This window comes from Microbacterium immunditiarum (assembly GCF_013409785.1).
In the GTDB taxonomy this organism is placed as follows: Bacteria; Actinomycetota; Actinomycetes; order Actinomycetales; family Microbacteriaceae; genus Microbacterium; species Microbacterium immunditiarum.
In genome coordinates this window covers 829,322-845,099 of the sequence record NZ_JACCBV010000001.1, presented here as the reverse complement: position 1 = coordinate 845,099, position 15,778 = coordinate 829,322, and the positions used below count along the sequence as shown (strand labels likewise).

Annotated in this window: 11 protein-coding genes; 8 read left to right on the top strand and 3 right to left on the bottom strand. The window is 70.6% G+C overall.

The features are described from left to right. The first annotated feature begins 56 nt into the window (after window positions 1–56). Genes BJ991_RS03710 through BJ991_RS03680 form a run of 7 tightly spaced genes read left to right on the top strand, consistent with a single transcriptional unit; the run spans window position 57 to window position 6,934 of the window. Window positions 57–1,271 (top strand): ATP-binding cassette domain-containing protein, encoded by a 1,215-nt coding sequence (locus BJ991_RS03710; protein WP_218852855.1) that lies wholly within the window; start codon window positions 57–59, stop codon window positions 1,269–1,271. Window position 1,272: 1 nt separating this feature from the next. Then, the gene (locus BJ991_RS03705; RefSeq protein ID WP_179487569.1) at window positions 1,273–2,103 is read left to right on the top strand and encodes an ABC transporter permease; all 831 of its coding nucleotides are present in this window, start codon (window positions 1,273–1,275) and stop codon (window positions 2,101–2,103) included. Between the two features lies 1 nt (window position 2,104). Further along, the gene (locus BJ991_RS03700) at window positions 2,105–2,947 is read left to right on the top strand and encodes a glycosyltransferase family protein (RefSeq protein ID WP_179487567.1); all 843 of its coding nucleotides are present in this window, start codon (window positions 2,105–2,107) and stop codon (window positions 2,945–2,947) included. Continuing rightward, a complete protein-coding gene (locus BJ991_RS03695; RefSeq protein ID WP_179487565.1) occupies window positions 2,944–3,924 on the top strand; it encodes a glycosyltransferase family 2 protein in 981 nt (326 codons plus the stop codon). The genes BJ991_RS03700 and BJ991_RS03695 overlap by 4 nt, the downstream gene beginning before the upstream one ends. Before the next feature lie 57 nt (window positions 3,925–3,981). Further along, on the top strand, window positions 3,982–5,352 hold the full coding sequence (locus BJ991_RS03690) for a hypothetical protein (protein ID WP_179487563.1): 1,371 nt from the start codon (window positions 3,982–3,984) through the stop codon (window positions 5,350–5,352). Then, on the top strand, window positions 5,349–6,146 hold the full coding sequence (locus tag BJ991_RS03685; RefSeq protein WP_179487561.1) for an RIO2 family protein: 798 nt from the start codon (window positions 5,349–5,351) through the stop codon (window positions 6,144–6,146). The genes BJ991_RS03690 and BJ991_RS03685 overlap by 4 nt, the downstream gene beginning before the upstream one ends. Further along, entirely contained in the window at window positions 6,143–6,934 is a 792-nt protein-coding gene (locus BJ991_RS03680; protein WP_179487559.1) for a polysaccharide deacetylase family protein, read from the top strand. The genes BJ991_RS03685 and BJ991_RS03680 overlap by 4 nt, the downstream gene beginning before the upstream one ends. A 30-nt stretch (window positions 6,935–6,964) precedes the next feature. Here BJ991_RS03680 and BJ991_RS03675 read toward each other — a convergent pair whose 3' ends face one another. Next, window positions 6,965–7,996, bottom strand: coding sequence for a glycosyltransferase family 2 protein (locus BJ991_RS03675; protein WP_179487557.1), 1,032 nt, complete (start codon window positions 7,994–7,996; stop codon window positions 6,965–6,967). A gap of 163 nt (window positions 7,997–8,159) precedes the next feature. Here BJ991_RS03675 and BJ991_RS03670 point away from each other — a divergent pair, with 163 nt between their 5' ends. Then, complete coding sequence (locus tag BJ991_RS03670; RefSeq protein ID WP_179487555.1) at window positions 8,160–9,152, top strand: glycosyltransferase; 993 nt, start codon at window positions 8,160–8,162, stop codon at window positions 9,150–9,152. Between the two features lie 19 nt (window positions 9,153–9,171). On the opposite strand, the gene BJ991_RS03665 is transcribed toward BJ991_RS03670, so the two are convergent. Together BJ991_RS03665 and BJ991_RS03660 are read right to left on the bottom strand one after the other, a co-directional pair. Further along, on the bottom strand, window positions 9,172–10,935 hold the full coding sequence (locus BJ991_RS03665) for a hypothetical protein (protein ID WP_179487553.1): 1,764 nt from the start codon (window positions 10,933–10,935) through the stop codon (window positions 9,172–9,174). A gap of 51 nt (window positions 10,936–10,986) precedes the next feature. Continuing rightward, window positions 10,987–15,666 carry a LamG-like jellyroll fold domain-containing protein gene (locus tag BJ991_RS03660; protein ID WP_179487551.1) on the bottom strand — a complete coding sequence of 1,560 codons (4,680 nt, stop codon included), beginning with the start codon at window positions 15,664–15,666 and terminating at the stop codon, window positions 10,987–10,989. Window positions 15,667–15,778 lie beyond the last annotated feature (112 nt).

Below are 15,778 nucleotides of genomic sequence, written 5' to 3'. Positions count from 1 at the left end.
GAGGGATCCTGAGGCGCAGCGGGCCGTCTCGCTCTGACCAGGTAGATTCTTCTCTCGTGACGGTTCTTGGGGAGGCCGCGATCTCGGTCGCGGGATTGGGGAAGACGTATCGCCTGGGGGCGCTCGGCGAGCGACCGTCGACGGCCGCAGCGGCCGCGATCCAGTGGCTGCGCTCGACGGGCAAGGCGAAGTACACCCTGTTCGATGCGCTCGACGACGTGTCGTTCGAGGTGCCGCAGGGCGAGGCACTCGGCATCGTCGGGCGCAACGGCGCGGGCAAGTCCACGCTGCTGAAGCTCCTGACGCGGGTGACCGCGCCGACGCGCGGGCGCATCGAGCTGCGCGGGCGTGTCGGGTCGCTGCTCGAGGTGGGCACCGGCTTCCACCCCGAGCTCACCGGTCGCGAGAACATCTTCCTCAACGGCGCGATCCTCGGCATGACGCGCAAGGAGATCCTGCGGCGCTACGACGAGATCGTCGAGTTCTCCGGCATCGAGAAGTTCCTCGCGACGCCGGTCAAGCGCTACTCGTCGGGCATGTACGTGCGCCTCGCATTCTCGGTCGCGGCGCACCTCGACACCGAGATCCTCGCGATCGACGAGGTTCTCGCGGTCGGCGACGCCGAGTTCCAGCGCCGGTCGATCGCCAAGATGCGCGAAGCCGCGCAGGGCGGCCGAACGGTGCTCTACGTCAGTCACCAGCTGCAGACCGTGCAGGCGCTGTGCACCTCGGCGATGCTGCTGGATCGCGGCAAGCTCGTCTATTCGGGAACGGTCGACGGCACGCTCCAGGCGTATCGCGACAGCTTCGAGAGCTTCGCGCTCGCGCAGTCCGAAGCGAAGAACCGGCCCGGCAACGGCATGGTGCGCCTTTCGCGCGTCGCGATGGACGACGAGTTCGTCAAGTCCGGCGACGACATCGCGGTCGACTTCGAGCTGCCGCCGTCGAAGAAGCTCATCGGCACGTACTTCGTCTCGATGCACATCAACAACGACCAGGGCTCGGTAATCGCGCAATGCGACTCGCGCCTGGTCGGCAAGTGGTTCGATCCCAAGGAGGAGAACCGCGGCCGGCTCGTCATCCGCGACCTGTGGCTCAAGCCCGGCGTCTACACCGTCGACGCCTACGTGTGCCAGGCCGGCGTGCTCGACGCGTGGGAGGGCGCGTGGAAGTTCGAAGTGCTTCCCGACCTCCCCTACCCCGAGTTCGCTGAGTCCTCCAGCATCGAGAAGGGCCTCGTGTTCGTCGACTTCGAGTACGGGAAGGCGTGACATGGAACACCAGCCTCAGGTCACCGTCATCACGCCCCCCGGGCGCCTCAACATGCCCGATTGGCGCGAGGTGTGGCGCGCGCGAGAGGTCGCCGTGCGGCTCGCCCAGCGCGACATCATCGTTCGCTACCGCCAGACGATCCTCGGCTTCACGTGGGTGCTGCTCCAGCCCCTCGTGAGCGCGGGCGTCTTCACGATCGTCTTCAGCTACATCGCCGGACTCTCCACGGGCCCGACCCCTGCGTTCCTGTTCACGCTCGTGGGCATGCTCGCGTGGAACCTCTTCAACGGAGCGCTCGGCCGCTCCTCGAGCTCCATGGTGAGCAACCAGTCGCTGGTCCAGAAGGTCTTCTTCCCGCGCCTGCTCGTGCCGGTGTCGAGCCTCGCGTCGGTGCTGCTCGACTTCGCCGTCGGGCTCGTGCTGGCGATCGTGCTCATCGCCGTCTTCGGGATCGTCCCCGGCTGGGGCGTGCTGCTGCTGCCCGTATGGGCGCTGCTCATCGGCATCCTCGGCACCGGCCTGGGCCTGACGGCGGCCGCCTACCTCGTGAAGTACCGCGACGTCGGCTACGTGCTCCCATGGGCGCTCCAGATCCTGCTCTACGCGAGCCCGGTGGCCTACGCGGTCTCAGAGGTGCCGGAGAGCATCCGCTGGCTCTTCGAGCTCAACCCGGTCACGTGGTTCCTCGAGATCATGCGGTGGTCGCTGCTCGGGACCGAGCAGCCGCCGGTGTGGCAGATCGTCGCCCTCATCGTCGCCGCGCCGCTCGTGTTCCTGCTCGGCACGATCGTCTTCCAGAAGAACGAACGCGAGTTCGCGGACTTCATCTGAGATGCGCGTCTCGGCCTACATCCTCGTGGGGGACCCCAACCACCTCCGCGAGAGCGTGGCGTCCTATTACGACCACGTGGACCGGATCGTGTTGTCGTACGACGAGACGAGCACGTCGTGGACGGGCACGCCTCTGCCGGTCGACGAATGCCTCGCGACGATCCGCGAGCTCGACCGCGACGGCAAGTGCGTGGACGTCCCCGGGCGCTTCGCGCGGCTCGACGAGAACCCGCTCGACAACGACACCTTCCAGCGGCAGAGCGCGCTCGACGCGGCATCCGACGGCGCCGACTGGGTCGTCCAGCTCGACACCGATGAGGTCATGCTCGACCCCGCGCAGTTCTTCGCGTCCCTGCGGCGAGCGGACGCCACCGGCACGTCGGGGATGCACTATCCCGCCAGATGGCTCTACTCGCGCGTCGCGCCCGGGCGCTACCTCGAAGGATCCACGCGCTTCTGGCGGCCGGCGGCGTCATATCCCGGGCCCCTCGCGGTACGCGCGGGAACGCGCCTTCGGCAGGCCCGCCAAGCCGACGTGCCGCTCTACCGCGTCGACCTGAGGCCCTGGAACACCGACCCGTTCCACCCGCACAAGACCGTCGTGCACGAGGTCATCCGGCCGGAGAGCGCCGTGCTCCACTACTCGTGGGTGCGCGACCACGACACGATCCGCCGCAAGTTCGGCTGGTCGGGGCACACGCACGACTACTCGAGGCCGGTCGTCTACCGGCGGTGGGCGTCGCGGCAGCGGCATCCGCTGCGCACCGTCGTGCTCAACCCCCTGCGCCGTCGCGATTGGTACCGGCTCGTCGATGTCGCCGAACCGAAGGCGGCCGCGTCATGACCTTCTCCGTCAGCGTCGTCGTGATCACGTACGCGCGCCCGCAGTTCGTGCGCACGTGCCTCGAGCACCTCGGCCGGCTCGAGTCGCCGCCGCACGAGATCATCGTGGTCGACGCCTCTCCCGACGACCGCACGAAGATCCTCGTCGCCGAAGAGTTCCCGCACGTGCGGGTGCTGCGCAACGACCTCGGCCCAGGCACGATGCCCGAGTCCCGCCAGATCGGGTTCGCCGACGCGACCGGCGACATCGTCGCGTTCATCGACGACGACGCGTACGTCGACCCCGACTGGCTCGACGAGCTGCGCAAGCCGTATGCCGACCCCGCCGTCGTGGGTGTCGGGGGCCGCGCGTCGAACGGCATCAAGGGCGAGGAGACCAAGGGACTCGGCGAGATCGGGCGCCTGCTCCCGGACGGCCGGCTGACGGGCAACTTCGGCGCGAACCCCGGCCGCGTGATCGAGGTCGACCACCTGCTGGGCGCCAACATGTCGTTCCGCCGCTCCGCGCTCCAGGCCATCGGGGGCATCCGCGGAAACTACCCCGGCACGTGCCTGTGCGAGGAGTCCGACATCTCGCTGCGGCTCAAGCGCGCGGGCGGCACGCTCGTCTTCCAGCCCGCGGCGCTCGTGCGCCACGTCGCCGCGCCGTACACGAGCGGCGGCAAGCGCTTCGACCGCCGGTACCTGTACTACGCACGACGCAATCACATCGTGCTGCTCGCGCGCGTCTACGGCTGGGGTCACCCGCTCGTGCGCCGCTACGTGTGGTCGACGATCCGCGCGCAGAGCGACTACGTGTGGGAGATGCTCGTCCGCTTCGGCCCGCGCATGGCCGACGGGTCGCGTCGCCCTTTCGTGCGGCGGATCACGTCGCCCGTCATCCTGACCCGCGCGGTCGCCGAGCTCGCCGGCCTCGTCGCGGGCTTCCCGGCAGGGTGGATCGCTCGCCGCCGGGACCGGGCCATGGGAGTCGGCTGACCCGAACGGTATCTTTGTCGCATGTCCGATGGAACGGGCAGATCGCTGGGGGAATCAATGACCGCTGTTGACGCAGACACGGCGCGCGCGTCGCTCGCCGCGGCGCAGGGGGGCGCGGTGCCGGTGCGCGCCTTCACGCCGTCCGACCTGCGCTTCACGTTCGACGAGACGGTCGAGGGGTTCCGCCACCAGTACGACCGCGACTTCCAGCTCTTCGTGGTGTGGCACAAGGCCCGCCCGCACGACGACGCGATCCTCGACATCGTCCGCGAGGACTTCGACGTGCTCGGCGAGTTCGAGATCACGTGGTCCGACGAGCGCGCCATCCGCAACTTCGAGCGCCTGTACGGCGACCCGCTGTGGGGCGTCTCGACGAAGCACGAGGACGTGGGTACGGGCTCGTTCCTGTTCGTGATCGCCGAGGATCCGGAGCCGGTCTACCGTTACCGTCGCAACGTGTCGGGCTTCGTCGAGCTCACGAACGTGCACGCGGCGAGCGCCAAGAAGGCGGCCCGTGCGCTCGCCGGCGGCTACACGGTGCACTCCAGCAACAACATCCGCGAGTTCTTCCGCGACGCGGCCCTCCTCATCGGCACCGAGCGGCTCCAGGAGGTGCTCCACCCCGCCTCGCCGCGCGACGAAGTGGTGCGCGAGGAGATCCGCGCCGACCTCGTCGGCGACACCGGATGGGCGAGCCTCGACGAGCTGTGGGCCGTGCTCAGGCTCGCGTGCGAGTACGTGGTGCTGCGCAACTTCGAAGACATACCCGGCATCATCGCGTCCGACCCCGAGATCGACGTCCTCGCGCGCGAGCAGCGCGACTTCGCCGCGGTCGTGAATGCGACGCCGCGCCACGGCGAGGTCGCGGGGGCGGCGTTCGCGACGACCGTCGACGGCGGCGAGGTCATCTTCGACATCCGGTGGGTCGGCGACGGCTACATGGACGCCCTGTGGCAGAACGACGTGCTCAAGCGGCGCGCGTGGCTCGACGGGAAGGTCGCGATCCCTCGTATCGACGACCACTTCTTCTCGCTCCTGTACCACGCCAAGCTCCAGAAGGCGGCGGTCAAGCCCGCGTACGTGCCTCGTCTGCAGGGGCTCGCGCGTCAGCTCGACCTGCCCGACGACCTCGTCGCGCACGTGACGGACGACGACGCCGCGGTGCGGCTGCTCGACGGGTTCCTGTCGGGCCACGGATACTCCGTGCCCCGCGCGATCGACCGAGCGGTCCACCGCAACGACGCCCTCATCGACCAGCTCGGCCGCACGACGATCCAGCCGACCGCGTACGCGGCGGCAAAGCGCGAGCTGTACGTCTCCGCGCGGTTCTCCCGCAGGGGGGAGCGCGCCGCGAACTCGCGCATCCTGCGCGGCGGGTTCCACCTGCTCCGCCGCATCCGGAACCTTCTCCGCCCGAAGAGATCATGACCGCCTCCGACATCGAAGAACCGCCCCGCCCGCGCACGCTCGCGCCGCTCGGCCGCACCGTCTACGAGGACCCCGGGGTCCGCCGGACGCTCCTCAGCCGCGTTCTCGGGCGCGCGAAGATGGTGCGCCTGTACGGCACGCCGATCACGTGCACGTTCGTCAAGAGCGCCGACCACTCCGTCACGGTCTTCTCGAAGATCCGCGGGCAGGAGGTCGTCGGCAAGTACTTCCTGCGCACCGAGATCGGGCGCGCGAACCTCGCGGCGGAGCGCCGCAGCCACGAGCTGTTCGGCGATCGGCCGTGGCGGATGCCGGTCGTCAAGTGGCACCGGCAGGGCTTCTCCGTCCCCCGCCTGTCCGACGGAGCGCGCCTCGATGTCGCGAGCGAGAAGATGACCCGCGACGAGCGGCTCGACATCAGCGCCACGGCGCTCGACGTGCTCCTCGAGATGTACATGGCGGGATACCTCCACGGAGACCTCCAGCCGCACAACATCTGGCTGCTCGAGGGGCGCCCCGTCGCGACGGATTTCGAGACGTCGGGTCCGCGCACCCAGGGAATCCCCTTCCTCGAGTCAGGCGACATCACCGGCCACGACCCGAACCCGCGGCGCCGCAAGATCGACACCGCGTTCGACCCGGAAGACAAGTGGTCGTTCCACTACGTCCTGGGCGTGACGCTCGAGCAGGCACTCGAGACCCTGCGCGCGCGGCTCGAGCAGGCCGGCACTCCGGAGGCCCGACGCAAGCTCGCCGTCCTCGACGGCGCCCTCCCCGAGCAGGACGAGGCGTGACGAGCCTGCTCGTGCGGCGGCGCGACCTCGAGGCCGTCCCACCGCCGGCAGGCGAGTTCCGCAGCGTGCGCTACGGCAAGGGGTTCCTGCCGTCGTGGCTGTTCGCATCGTTCGGCACGCACTGCGTCGACACGCACGAGCGGGTCGTCTCACTCACCTACGACGACGGGCCCAATCCGCGCGACACACCCCGCATCCTGGACCTGCTGGCGGAGCGCCGGGCCACCGCGACGTTCTTCGTGCTCGCGGAGCCGGCGGCGCAGCATCCGGACATCGTCCGTCGCATCGTCGTCGAAGGGCACGAGGTCGCCCTCCACGGACTGAACCACCGCGCGCTCACCGAGCTGACCGACCGCGAGGCGCTCGACAGCATCCGCCGCTCGCGCGCGACGGTCGAAGACATCGCGGGCGTGCCGGTCCGGCTCTACCGTCCGCCCTACGGCTCGCACACGCTGCGGCAGGCGTGGGGCATCCGCCGCCTCGGCCTCGAGCTCATCATCTGGTCGGGCGACGCGCTCGACTGGCTGCATGACACCGAAGCGGCAGTCGCGGAGCGGGCGATCGCGGGCATCTTCCCCGGCGCGATCCTGCTTCTGCACGACGCCCGCGCCGATCCGGAGCGCCTCGCGCCCGGCGAGCGCCTGCCCGAGTTCGACCGCGCCGACGTGCTTCGCCGCGTGCTCGACGCGATCGACGAGCGGGGCTACACGACCGCGACGACGAGCGAACTCCTGCACGCGCATCCGAACGTCAAGAGCATGTCGCGCGAGTCGCTGTTCCGATCCTGAATCGACGGCGACGGATGCCCCGCCCCCGCGTCACCCGTTCGACGAGGCCCACGAGCGCCCGTCCGCCGCGAGCTGCGGCGCGTTCGGATCGCGGCGGCTCATCACGCGACCGACTCTGAGACCGAGCCGACGTGCGTAGGGCGCGAGCTCGATCGGCGAGCGGATGATCCGCCCGAGCTTGCGCGGGATGCGGGCGGCGCGGCGGAGGACCCTCCCGACGCGGCCCTCGGGGCGCGCGGGGGCGGGCGGCGCGGCATCCGTCGTCTGTTCCGCGTCCTCGGTGCCCGGGTCGCGCCACGCGGGCGTCGACGGCAGTTCGGCGCCCGGGTGGGGCGGACCGGGGGGATGCTCGGCGAACACACGCTCGTACTTGTGGGCGAGGCGGCGGTGGAGGCTCCCCCACCCGTACGCCTGCCGGTAGACGCCGCGCAGCGTCGGGCGGTGGCGCACGTGCACGACCGCGTCAGGGTTACCGATGAGGCGGTGCCCGGCGAGCTGGAGCCGCCAGCTCAGGTCGAGGTCCTCCGCGGCGCTCATCGTCTCGTCGAAGCCGCCGACCTCTTCGAAGGCGGCCTTGCGCACGCCCATGTGCCCCGATCCCACCATCGGGTACTGGGGCATGCGCGACGTCGGGTACATCATGCCCTCGGCCGCGCGGAACTCCTCGGGGAAGCTCGGGTTGAGCCGCCGGTGCTCGATGCGCGACGCGACGAACGGCGCCTCGAGCAGCGATCCGTGCATCTGCGAGATCCAGTCGTCGGCGATCACGTCGTCCGCGTCGCAGAACACGAGGAACTCGCCGCGCGCGTGCGTCACGCCGATGTTGCGCGCGGCTCCGGGGCCCCGGCGAGCCGACGCGTCGATCACGCGCATCATCGGCAGCCGCTCCGTCCATGCGTGCGCGAGGGCGACCGTGCCGTCGGTCGAGCCGTTGTCGCACAGCAGGATCTCGAAGTCGACGTCGCCCACCTGCCGCTCGAGTGCGGCGAACTGCTCCGCCAGCGTCTCCTCGGCGTTGTACGCCGCGATGACGACGCTCACAGCCGGTCGATCGCTCGACATGGACACCCCGCTCCCCAAGACTCCGGTCCACGCGCCCCAGGCCTCGGCGCCGCACACGTCAGCGTACAGTGCACCCATCGCGGCGCGGGTGGCGGGGCACAACCGGTATCTTGGGATCGAGCGCGTGAGGACGCGAGAGGTCTGTCGGGGTGCTGGGGGCTGCGTGACATCGGTTGACGTCGCACCGCACGTGTCGGTCATCATCGCCGCCTACAACGCGGAAGAGACCCTTGACGCCCAGCTCGACGCGCTGGAGCGTCAGACCGCCGACTTCCCCTTCGAAGTGCTCGTGTGCGACAACGGGTCGACGGACGGCACGGCAGCGGTGACTCATCGCCGATTGGAGCGGATGCCGCACCTGCGCCTCGTCGACGCATCCGCCACGCGGGGCCCGGGTGCCGCCCGGAACGCGGGCGCGCGCGCTGCGCGCGCACCGTTTCTCGCGTTCTGCGACGCGGACGACGTCGTGTCCGATGACTGGCTCGCGCTCATGCACGCGTCGCTGTCCGAGGCTCCGTTCGTCAGCGGCACCTCGCGCCGGCCAGAACTGAACTCGCGGCCCGAGAACCCGACCTACTTCGACTGGTCGCTGTACCGGATGCCGTTCTTCCCGTACCTCGCCGGAGCGGGCGCCGGCAACATGGGCATCCACAAGGCCGTCTTCGACGAGGTCGGCGGGTTCGACGAGACGCTGCGCACAGGCGAAGATCTCGACCTGTGCTGGCGCGTGCAGCTCGCCGGCTATCCGCTCATCGCGAACAGCTCGGCGATCGTGAACGTGAGCAACCGCGCAGGACTGCGCGCGACGATGCGCCAGGGTTTCGGGTACGGCGCGGGCGACAAGAGACTCACGTACAAGTTCGCGCGCGTCGCGGAGGCGTACGAGGCGCGGCCTCCGATGCCGGACGTCGACGAGGCGGCGGGGGGTGAGGCATCCGGCTCTCCCGCCGCAGGGGATGCGGACGGCGGGTCGCAGGGGATGCGGGACAGGATCGGGGCACTCGTCGCACGCGTGCTCCGGAAGTTCCGGCGCAGGCCGCGAACGTCGGATTTCACCGAGATCACGCTGAAGATCGCGACCGCGCTCGGATTCCGGTTCGGACGCATCGACACCTCGGTGCCGCAGGTCGAACCGCCCGAGAAGCTCCCCGGCTGAGCGCGGGTCGCGTCGATGCTCACGTGTGCGGCGGCGACGGCGTCCGCTCGGTGATCGCTCTCGCGACACGGCGCAGGCGGTCCGCGCTGGGCGCGTCGACGGGGTTCTGGAGCGCCGTCACCTCATGCAGCAGCAGCCATGCGGCCGCCTCCGCGCGATCGAGCACCGCGGATCGCTCGTCGGCCAGCACGGCGAGTGGCCCGGTGATCTCGCCGTCGATGAAGGCGGCAACCGCCTGCGAGAGGTCGACCCGGCGCTCTCGCTGGTGGACGCTCAGTGCCGCCTGCAGCGGGTCGATGAGCAGCGGACTGCGCTGCTCGAACCTGATCCAATCGACGACGTGACACTTCCCTTCCTCGTCGAGCAGCACATTCTCGAAGAGAAGATCGCCATGCGTCGGCCCCACCGGCAGTCGCATCTCACCGCGCCGCAGGAAGTGGTCGCGCAGGACATCGCATCCGGCCTCGGTGACGTTGCCGGGCAGGTGCGGATGACGTACGCGAGCGAACAGGTCGGTGTCTCGGATCGGGGCGTATTCCCAATCGGGAATGGAACGCAGCATCTGAGCGATCACTCTGCCGAGGTCGCGCGGTGTGACTGACGTGGCGGTGATGCGCGGCGACTGGATCGCGATCGCCGAACCGACCCTCAGCTCGCTCACCGGCATCGGGACAGCCCCCGCGAACGGGCTGCGCGAGCCTGACTCAGTGCGCGCGACCTCCTTCGCGACGCTCGCATCCTGTCCTTCGCTGAGAGCGAGCTTCACGAAGCCCCGAGGACCCATGAGCGCAACTCGCCAGGTCTCACGCGGAATGATCTCGGCGTTCTCCCCGACGAGACGCTCGACGAGCGTCGTCGTGGTCGTACCGGTCCGGTGCGCGACGACAGCGGCGCGTGGCGCGAGAGCCGTGACCATGCCGAACCCGGCGGCGAGGTGACGGACGCGCTCGTGCGCGTCCCGCGGGACGAGATCGCGAAGCGCACGACGGGCGGCAGCCGGCGACATGAGCCTCGGCAGGAGGGCGAAGTCTCGCGCGGGCACCAGCAACGTCTGCCGACGAAGTCCGGCATCGCGGAGGCCGGGATCCCAGGGAGCACGCAGATCGCGTATGCGCAACTCGGCGAGCGCCGCCCGCAGCCGCGCCGCTCGGCCGGTGCCGGCGTGCCGGTCGAACGCCGCGAAGACCGGATGCCGCAAGGCGATCACGATCGCGGCGCCCGGGGCCGCGACGCGTGCGAGCTCCGCCAGGCGGCGCCGGATGTCGGATTGGTCGCGTCGTCCGGCACTCTGCCGCAGATCGTAGAACACCGTCGCGAACGCGCCGTCGGGGAACGGCAGCGGAGCGTCCGCCTCGAGGTGCACGCCTCGACGGGGGGCGTCAGCGCGCAGCAAGGCCGCGGCGTGCAGGCGAGCGTACACGTCGTCCACGATCGTCACGCGTGCACCCAAGTGCTCGAGGGCCGCCGGGAGCGTTGCCCACGGCGTGCCCACGAGGAGCACCTCCGTCCCACTCAGGCCGGCGCCGGCATCGGCCGACCCACCCTCGGTCTCGCCGCGGGGGCCATCACCGAGCGCGGCGAGCGCGACGAGTGCCGCGGGGCGCGCGTCGAGAAGGCGAGCTGCGACCTCGCTCGGCGATGACCGCAGGGCCGCCTCCAGCTCGTCGGGCGTCGTCGTCCCGGCGATGGCGTCGATGAGCGACTGCGGTACGCCGCTCCACTCCGCGTCACGGTCGGCGACGAGCTCGACACCGCCGTCACCGACGTCCATATGCGAGTCCACGAAGCCACCGTCCGTTCCCCAGACTGCCCGGCGTGAGCCGGCACCATCATCTCAGGGTACGGCGAGAGCGGCGACCTCCTGCGCGGTCAGCGCCCGGTCGTCGAGGAACACCTCGTCGACGGCGCCGCGCAGCGGGAAGCCGCCGCCGGGCTGGTCGCCGAAGGCGAGGGCCGACGTGTTCGATGCCACGGCGGCAGGACCGGGCGCCGACGCCTGCAGCGCTCCGTTGACGAAGATTCGGATCGTGATGCCGTCGTACGTCGCGGCGAGGTGCACCCACGTCGATCCGGAAGTCGGGTAGGCCGTCGTCGCGTTCACGCGATAAGTGTTGCCCGAGGTGGCCTCGTTGAGACGGAAGAACGCGAGCCCGTTGCTCGCGAGGGCGAGCTCGTAGCCGTCGACCGAGCCGATCACCGACTTCTTCGCGATGTACTGCGTGCCCTGACGCTCGGGCTTGACCCAGGCGGCGATCGTCAGTGCGCCCGTGAGATTGATCGCCTGGGCGTGCGGCACGGTGACGCGGCCGTTCGTTCCGTCGAAGCGCAGTGCGCTGCCCTTCGCGCCGGTGACGCGCGTCACGCCGCCGCTCGCGGTGCCCGCGATGCCGGTGGTGCTCGTGACGGTCGTGCCGGATGCCTCCTCGAACGACCACAGCGCGACCTCGTCACCGACCGGGGCGGTGGGAGTCGGAGTCGGGGTCGGAGTCGGAGTCGGTGTGGGCGTCGGCGTCGGGGTCGGAGTCGGCGTGGGCGTCGGAGCGGGCGCCGAGCCCGCCGTGAACAGCGCCTCGACCTCGGTGGCCGACAAGGCTCCGGAGTACACGCGCGCCTCGTCGATGCGCCCGTCGAACGCGAAACCGCCCGCCGGCTGGTCGCCGATCACGAGAGGCAGGCTGTTCTTCGCGATCGAGGCCGGACCGGCCCCCGACGCGACCTGCGCACCGTCCACGTACAGGCGGATGGTCGATCCGTCGTACACGCCCGTCAAGTGAGTCCACGATCCCGTCGGGACGGCGGCCGGGGCGTTGACCCGGAAGGTGTTCGAGTTCGTCTTCTCATTGAGGCGGAAGAACGGCCGTCCGTTGCTCGCGATCGCCAGCTCGTACCCGTCGGTCGTCGAGCCGTCCGCCTTCTTCACGACGTACTGCGTCTTGGTGATGTCGGGGCGGACCCAGGCCGAGACGGTCAGCGGTCCGCTGATGTCGAGGGAGGTGGCATCCGGCACCGTCACACGCCCGATCGTGCCGTTGAAGTCCAGCCCGCCGCCGAGCTTGCCCGTGACGCGCGCGACGCCCGCACCGAGCGTGCCGTTGTTGCCGAGACCCGACGCGTCCGTGGCCGTCGACCCGGAGGCCTCGTCGAAGCTCCACACACCCGCCGCGACCGGCTCCGGCGGCGTCGTCGGAGTCGGGGTCGGCGTGGGAGTGGGCTCCGGCGTCGGCTCGGGAGTCGGCGTCGGCTCGGGCGTCGAGCCACCCGCGGTCGAGCCTGTCGTGAACAGTGACTGGACATCGGCAGCCGACAGGGCCCGCGAGTACACGCGTGCCTCGTCGATCCGCCCGTCGAAGGCGTAGCCGCCCGCGGGCTGGTCGCCGATCACGAGGGGCAGGTTGTTCGTCGCGATCGACGCCGGGCCCGCGAGGGTCGCCACCTGGGTGCCGTTGACGTACAGCCGCATCGTCGAGCCGTCGTAGACGCCCACGAGGTGCGTCCACGTCGAACCGTTCGCCGGGATCGCGGACGGCGCGTTCACGCGGTACGTGTTCGAGCTCGTCTTCTCGTTGAGGCGGAAGAACGGCCGGCCGTTGCTCGCGATCGACAGCTCATAGCCGTCCGTCGCGTAGCCGTCGGCCTTCTTGACGATGTACTGGGTCTTGGTGGCATCGGGGCTCACCCACGCCGAGACCGTGATCGGCCCGCTGATGTCGAGGGCCGCGGCATCCGGCACCGTCACCCGGCCCGACGTGCCGTTGAAGTCGAGTCCGCCGCCCAGCCTGCCCGGCACTCGGGTCACACCGGAGCCGACCGAGCCGTCGTTGCCGAGGCCGGACGCGTCCACAGCGGACGAGCCGGATGCCTCGTCGAAGCTCCAGAAGCCGGCCGCGCCGGGCTCGACCGGCTCAGCCGGAGTGGTCGGCGTCGGGGTCGGCGTGGGCGTCGGGGTCTCGCCCGACGCGGACGCGAAGAGCTCCGCGATCTCAGCCGCCGACAGCGAGCGGTCGTACACGCGCACGCCGTCGACGCCGCCGTCCAGGGTGTAGCCGCCGCTCGGCTGGCCGCCGATCATGAGCGGCAGCGAGTTGTCGGCGAGGGAGGGCGGACCCGCCATGCTCGCGACCTGCGCGCCATTGAGGTACAGGCGCATGATCGAGCCGTCGTACGTGCCGACGATGTGCGTCCAGGTCGAACCGTCGGCCGGGGTCGCCGCGGGCGCCTGCAGGCGGTACGCGTTGTCGTACGTCGCTTGGCTCAGGCGGAAGTACGGGCGACCGGACGACGCGAAGCTGAGCTCGAATCCGTCGACTCCGCCGCCGTCGGCCTTCTTCACGACGTACTGCGTGTCGACCTTGTCGCTGCGCACCCACGCCGCGACCGTGAGCTGGTCGACGTCGTGGAACGCGGCGCTGTCGGGGATCGAGACCCGGCCGCTCGCCCCGTCGAGGTCGAGCGCGCTTCCGCCGCCGACGCCGGGGATCCACGACGCGGTGCCGAGCACCGTGCCGTCGTGGCCCCACACCGACGAGTCCGCGACCGTCGTGCCGGCGCCCTCGTCGAGCTCCCATGCGCCGATGAGGCTCGCGTCCTCGGCGACGGCGACGCGCACTGTGGCCGTGTTCGACCACAGCGTGCCGGCGCGCACGCGGTACGTGAAGGAGTCGACGCCCGTGAAGCCGGTCGCCGGGGTGTAAGTGAAGCCCGTGACGCCCGCCAGCGAGACGGAGCCCGACGCGGGCTGCGTGACGATCTCGGCCTGCTCGACCGGGTCGCCGGCTGACACGTCGAACAGACCGGACACCGCGGTGCCCGGCGCCGTGGAGGCGGTCACGTCCTCCGCGGTCGGCGCACCGGGGTGCACCCAGGCGAGCGAAGCCGTGCCGGTCGACGACGAGCCGCCCGCCATGGCGAGCACCGACCCGCCGACGTTGCGCTTCGTGCTCGTGATGTTGTTGTACGAGCCGTCGAGCACGACGTCGGGGTTGCCGGAGAAGCTCAGGTCGGACAGCGTCGTGACCTTCTCGAGCATGTCGTCGAGCTGCTCGCTCGCGGTGTAGACGACGCGCAGCGTGCCGGTGGCCTCGTCGATGAGGACGTTGGGTCGCGTGCCGCGGCGGTCCACCTCGCGGATCGGGTCCCACGCGCCGTTCGGCCGGCGCACGAGCAGGCCGATCACGGTGCGGTTCGCGGAGTCGTACGACGTCTTGATCGCGACGTACAGGGTGCCGTTCGAGCTCACGGCGGCGTTCATGTGGTCATCGGCCATGCCGTTGCCCACGTTGAGGGCGGATGAGCCCGCCGGGACCTCGTCGGCGGTCCACGTCGAGGGCGACGCGCCATCGACGTGCGTGCGGAAGCCGAAGCGCTCCGTGTTCTGGTTCGACCAGAACACGCCGATGCGCCCGGGAAGCGCCACGACCAGCGAGATGTCGTCGTCGGCGATGCCGCTCGCGACGGTGATCGGCGACGAGAACGACGAGTACGGGGCATCCGCCCAGCGCACCTGGATCTGGCTCGAGGTCTCGGTCGAGAGCCACATGCGGCCGGTGCTGTCGAGGTCGATCGTGGCGGTCTCGCTGCCGGGGAGCGAGACCGAGGTCGCGGTCGTGCGCGACGACCACGGGACGTAGCTGTGCGCGTCGGCGTCGTACTGCAGCGACACGAGGCTCGTCGACGGCCCGTGGAGCAGGATGTGGACGACCTCGCCGCTCTGCAGGACGTCGGCGCGGACGTCCGTGCGGTCGGACACCTTGTGCACGGCGGACCACACGCCGCCGTCCCGGCGCCACACCCACGTGCCGGGCGCCTGCGAGCTGGCCGACGCGAGCACGGCCCACCACGACCCGTTCGCGTTCCACAGCTTGGACTGCGGCTTCTCGCCCGTGGTGCCCACGAGCGGGATCTCGGGCGCGCTGTACGCCGGCTCGACCGCGGCCGCGGTCGTGACAGGCTGCCACGAGAGAACGACGAGACCCGCCTGGGGGTCCCCCTCTTCGGCGGTGACCTCCACGAAGTACGTGGCCGACTCCTCGACCTCGACCGTCACCTCGGCCGTGTCGAGGTCGCCGGCATCCGTTCCCGAGCCGATGACCGGACCGTCGGGCGCCTCCTCGCGCACCGCGATCGCGGTGTCGATCTCGCTGCCCACCGTGGAGAAGCGGACGGGACCGGTCTTGGGCGCGACGTACTTCCACCACAGCGAGCCGGCAACGGTCTTCTGCCCGCCGGGCCCCGACTGCGAGTACGGGAAGTTGGCGCCGATGTCCTGTCCGACCTCGCCGCCGATGTCGCGAGCCTGTTGCGGGTCGGCGCCGATGATGACGTCGGGATCGGGGTGCGACTCGGTGTCGGCGGCGAGCGCGGGTTCGGGCGTGCGGGAGCCGGGCCAGCCGGTCAGCGAGACGGTGAGCGCGCCCACAGCGACGACCGCCGCAAGCGGGATCGCCCAGTGCCGCACGCGCAGGCGGCGGCTCTTGCCGTTCGCCTGCTCCCCAGACCCCTGCTCGCCACCGTGCACGCGAACCACATCCCCCAGACAGGTGACCCCAGTCACACTCGCGTCGCGAAACCCCAGTCGCAACTCGCTGCATTGTACACGCCACCCACCGACTCCCGCGACGGTCCGGGCG